Origin of the sequence: Pseudomonas sp. NPDC087598 (genome assembly GCF_044743525.1) — a bacterium.
Taxonomy (GTDB): Bacteria; Pseudomonadota; Gammaproteobacteria; order Pseudomonadales; family Pseudomonadaceae; genus Aquipseudomonas.
Window position 1 is genome coordinate 1 of sequence record NZ_JBIUWQ010000126.1, and the last position, 4,237, is coordinate 4,237.

A 4,237-nucleotide genomic window follows, 5' to 3' on the forward strand; every position below is an offset into this window, starting at 1 on the left:
GGCCGATCAGCACGATCCCGCCAAATCAGGGCGGGGCGCGGCATTTTGCAGGCGAACTTTATGCCCTTCAAGGGATTATGACGGGTGACGGAAAATTAACTACAAGTCATCCCGTGACCGAATGTCGCACATGGCCGGCTTAATCCCTTGCAGGCCGTGCCTTGTAAGGATTCTGGCTGAATTTGAAAATTTTTCTCATCGGCGACGTGAATAGGCCGTGATGAGTCGTAGATGGAGGCTCAAAGCCACGTCTTCAGGCGCTTGTGGGACGTCTGTACGACTTTCGGATACAGTCCGCGTAAATGCGACAAATACTTATATCTGTAGGGCTTTCGGTTTCCTGACTACGAGGTTAAGTATCGCTGTAAGTCGCTATCCTTCTAGGCTGTAGCTCTGCGCCTGATTTACCAACCAGTCGCGAAATGCCTTCAGAGACGCCGATTCGACCTTTCGCTCAGGAATCATCAGGTAATAGGCCTTGATGCTGGAGAGCGCATTCGGGTTGGCAATCACCAGGCGTTTCTCGGCCAGTTCACGCTGAATCAGGAACGGTGGAATCAGTGCAATGCCCATGTCGTGCATGGCCGCTTGGGCCAGCATGGAGAATAGCTCGTAGCGCGGACCTGTCATGTCGCGAGGGATATTCAAGTGTTGCGAGTTGAACCACTGGCGCCAGGCGTACGGTCGGGTGGTCTGCTGCAGCAGCGGCAGATCGGCAATGGCTTCGGCTGTAAGATGCGTCTTATTGCCGAGTAGAGCGGGGCTGCACACCGGCATCGGATTCTCGCCCATCAGTCTGTGGGATTCGGTACCCGACCAATCGGCATCGCCGAAGTAAATCGCCGCGTCGAATTCGGTATCGGCAAACAGAAAGGGCCGGGTGCGATTGGTCAGGTTGACCGTGACTTCCGGATGCTTGAGCTGGAAATCCTTCAGACGCGGCAGCAGCCATTGGGTGCCGAAGGTCGGCACCACCGCCAGTTCGATCACATTGGTGCCTTGCTGGCCCATCACCGAGAGAGTGTCGCGTTCGACTGCATCCAGTTGCGTCGCGACGCGCCGACTGTAGGAAAGTCCTGCTTCGGTCAGCTTCACGCCTCGCCGTGAGCGTCGGAATAGCTCCACGCTCAGGAAATCCTCAAGGCTGGCGATCTGTCGGCAAATGGCGCCTTGGGTGAGGGAAAGTTCTTCGGCCGCCTTGGTAAAGCTCTCGTGGCGAGCGGCAGCTTCGAAGCTGATCAGGGCCGTGGTGCTGGGGATCTTCCTGCGCATGTACGTCAACCTCACTAATACGCCGCGTAAAAGGCATTTAGCGACGTTTCGGAGTGAGAAATTAGCACAACAGAATGCGAAATCCTCGTTTGCCGTGACGGCGAACCGCGCCTAGGATCAATGCCACGTTAATTCACCCGATTTGCGAGGACACACTCATGGGCGGTAAAGCTAGCTTCAACTGGATCGATCCCCTGCTGCTGGATCAACAGCTCACCGAAGAAGAGCGCATGATCCGCGACACCGCCGAGCAGTTCGCTCAACAGAGCCTCGCGCCGCGTGTTCTTGAAGCTTTCCGTCATGAGAAAACTGATCCGGCAATCTTCCGCGAAATGGGCGAAGTCGGTCTGTTGGGTGCGACCATCCCGGAGCAGTACGGCGGCAGCGGCCTCAACTATGTCAGCTACGGCCTGATCGCTCGTGAAGTCGAGCGTGTCGACTCCGGCTACCGTTCGATGATGAGCGTGCAGTCATCGCTGGTGATGGTGCCGATCAACGAATTCGGTACTGAAGCACAGAAACAGAAATACCTGCCGAAACTGGCTTCCGGCGAGTGGATCGGTTGCTTCGGTCTGACCGAGCCTAACCACGGTTCCGATCCGGGCGCGATGATTACTCGTGCACGCAAAGTCGACGGCGGCTACAGCCTGACCGGCGCCAAGATGTGGATCACCAACAGCCCGATCGCCGATGTGTTCGTGGTCTGGGCCAAAGACGATGCTGGCGACATCCGTGGCTTCGTACTGGAGAAAGGCTGGAAAGGCCTGAGCGCTCCGGCGATTCACGGCAAGGTCGGCCTGCGTGCATCGATCACCGGCGAAATCGTCATGGACAACGTGTTTGTGCCGGAAGAGAACATCTTCCCGGACGTACGTGGTCTGAAAGGCCCGTTCACCTGCCTCAACTCTGCACGCTACGGTATCTCCTGGGGCGCGCTGGGCGCTGCCGAGTTCTGCTGGCACACCGCTCGCCAATACACACTGGATCGCCAGCAGTTTGGTCGTCCATTGGCCGCTACTCAGCTGATCCAGAAGAAGCTGGCCGACATGCAGACCGAGATCACTCTGGCGCTGCAAGGCTGCCTGCGTCTGGGGCGTATGAAGGATGAAGGCACGGCGGCTGTTGAAATCACTTCGATCATGAAGCGCAACTCGTGCGGCAAGTCGCTGGATATCGCTCGTATGGCCCGCGACATGTTGGGCGGTAACGGCATCTCCGACGAGTTCGGTGTGGCCCGTCATCTGGTCAACCTGGAAGTGGTGAATACCTATGAAGGTACTCACGACGTTCACGCGCTGATCCTCGGGCGTGCACAAACCGGTCTGCAAGCGTTCTATTAATAGGAGAGCGACCATGGGCGCGCTGTCGCATCTGCGGGTACTGGATTTATCGCGAGTGTTGGCCGGGCCATGGGCCGGGCAGATCCTCGCCGACCTTGGCGCCGAGGTGATCAAGGTCGAGCGCCCGGGCAATGGCGACGACACGCGCGCCTGGGGGCCGCCCTTCCTCAAAGACGCGTATGGCGAGAATACGTCGGAGGCGGCTTATTACCTGTCGGCCAACCGCAACAAGCAATCGGTGACTATCGACTTCACACGTCCCGAGGGGCAGAAGCTGGTGCGCGAGCTGGCGGCCAAGTCGGACATCCTTATCGAGAACTTCAAGGTCGGTGGGCTCGCCGCTTATGGTCTGGATTATGAGTCTTTGAAGGCGCTCAATCCGAATCTGATTTATTGCTCGATTACAGGCTTCGGCCAGACCGGACCGTATGCCAAGCGTGCCGGTTATGACTTCATGATCCAGGGATTGGGCGGGCTGATGAGCCTGACCGGCCGGCCTGAGGGGGATGAAGGTGCCGGGCCGGTAAAGGTTGGGGTGGCGTTGACGGATATTCTCACCGGTCTGTATTCGACCGTGGCGATACTGGCGGCACTGGCTCACCGCGATCATGACGGTGGTGGGCAACATATCGACATGGCGTTGCTGGATGTGCAGGTAGCCTGCCTGGCGAATCAGGCGATGAACTACCTGACTACCGGTAATGCGCCCAAGCGTCTGGGCAATGCGCATCCGAATATCGTGCCTTATCAGGACTTTCCTACGGCAGATGGTGATTTCATCCTTACCGTGGGTAATGACGGGCAGTTCCGCAAGTTCGCTGAAGTGGCGGGCCAGCCGCAGTGGGCTGATGATCCGCGTTTTACTACTAATAAGCTGCGAGTGGCGAACCGGGCGGTGCTGATACCACTGATTCGTCAGGCGACGGTTTTCAAGACTACTGCTGAGTGGGTGGCTCAATTGGAGCAGGCGGGAGTGCCGTGTGGGCCGATCAATGATCTGTCCCAGGTGTTCGAGGATCCGCAGGTGAAGGCTCGTGGGTTGGCGATCGAGTTGCCCCATGCGCTGGCCGGGATGGTGCCGCAGGTGGCCAGTCCTATTCGCATGTCGCAGACGCCGGTCGAATATCGTCGCGCGCCGCCTTTATTGGGGGAGCATACGCTGGAGGTTTTGCAGCGCGTGTTGGGCTTGGGCGCCGGCACAGTTGCTGCGTTGAAGGCGGAAGGGGTGCTCTGACTTATCCTTCTATATAGAAGGGAGCGTATTTCTTTCCCTTGAGAGCCGTTTTTGGACGTTTTTTAATCGATCTGCAAGTTATTGAAAGAAAAGCGAAATTAACGGTTGACGACAGATTCTGGAGGCCTATAATTCGCCCCACTTCCGGCGCAGTCGAAACGGAAAACTCCTTGAGATTCAATGAGTTAAACGGTTTTCGATAGCGGGTCGCTTCAGTTCATCGAAGCCTGGAAGGAGTTGAAAGGGTCGTGATGTTTGGCGCTTTTAACGGTTCGATCTTCTCGGTCGAAAGCGGAGAAAAAGAGGTGTTGACAGCAGCGAGTAACGCTGTAGAATTCGCCTCCCGCTGACGAGAGATCGGAAGCGCAAGTGGTTGAAGTTGTTGAGGAAT

The 4,237-nt window shown here is 57.1% G+C and carries 3 protein-coding genes; 2 read left to right on the forward strand and 1 reads right to left on the reverse strand.

Annotated features, from left to right (window positions below; translation table 11 throughout):
* Positions 1 to 372: 372 nt before the first annotated feature.
* The gene (locus ACIOWE_RS29820; protein ID WP_401398536.1) at positions 373 to 1,272 is read right to left on the reverse strand and encodes a LysR family transcriptional regulator; all 900 of its coding nucleotides are present in this window, start codon (positions 1,270 to 1,272) and stop codon (positions 373 to 375) included.
* Between the two features lie 158 nt (positions 1,273 to 1,430).
* Here ACIOWE_RS29820 and ACIOWE_RS29825 point away from each other — a divergent pair, with 158 nt between their 5' ends.
* A complete protein-coding gene (locus tag ACIOWE_RS29825) occupies positions 1,431 to 2,612 on the forward strand; it encodes an acyl-CoA dehydrogenase (protein WP_007953903.1) in 1,182 nt (393 codons plus the stop codon).
* Positions 2,613 to 2,625: 13 nt separating this feature from the next.
* Positions 2,626 to 3,846 carry a CaiB/BaiF CoA transferase family protein gene (locus ACIOWE_RS29830; RefSeq protein ID WP_401398538.1) on the forward strand — a complete coding sequence of 407 codons (1,221 nt, stop codon included), beginning with the start codon at positions 2,626 to 2,628 and terminating at the stop codon, positions 3,844 to 3,846.
* The last annotated feature ends 391 nt before the right edge of the window (positions 3,847 to 4,237 follow it).